Source organism: Neisseria sp. P0021.S006, from assembly GCF_051956895.1.
Map to the genome: position 1 here is coordinate 1 of NZ_JBQCWZ010000868.1, position 609 is coordinate 609.

The 609-nt window shown below is 47.9% G+C and carries 1 protein-coding gene; it reads right to left on the reverse strand.

Translation table 11 applies throughout. The features are described from left to right. Nucleotides 1–609, reverse strand: a 609-nt coding sequence (locus ACTHUM_RS17595) for a Pycsar system effector family protein (RefSeq protein WP_440403634.1), incomplete at both ends; no start/stop codon positions are given.

Sequence of the window (609 nt, forward strand, 5' to 3'; positions counted from 1 at the left end):
TCTACAAACCTGCCGGTTTTATCAATGCTGATGATACTGAATGCATGGTTGGGTTCGTCTTCCGCGATCAGCAACTTACCGTCCGGAAGCTGTTGTACGGCAGAAGGCTCAAATACGCCGTTAAACATATTGATACCCAGCGAACGCAACTCTGCCGCGTTGTTGGCCGGAGGCATCAGCAATGACGGCAATGTTTTTACGCCGATAAATGCCGCCAGCGAAGCCAGCAAGCCCCAGCGGAATACCGCGTAAGATAAGTTAATGTATTTGAACTGTTTATCCGCCAACAAACCGAGCCAGTAAAGATGGTCGCTCATCTTTTCATAGATTTGTTTACGATCGCCCATAATCTCCTGCATCATTTCCCAATATTGATCTTTTTGCAGTTTCACACGGTCTTCATAAATCAAAATATTGGGTTGGCTGCCGCCAAAAAAGCGCGTTTCGGTACTACTGAGGCGGGTTTTCAAATCCCGCAGTTTCGAACGGCCGCGGATGAAATCCTTAAACCATGTACGCGCCGCCTGCATTTTACCGATACGTTCCGGCGAAGCAGAAAGCAATGCAAACACGATAGATGCTGCGGCAGTAATCATAAACGTACTGGCC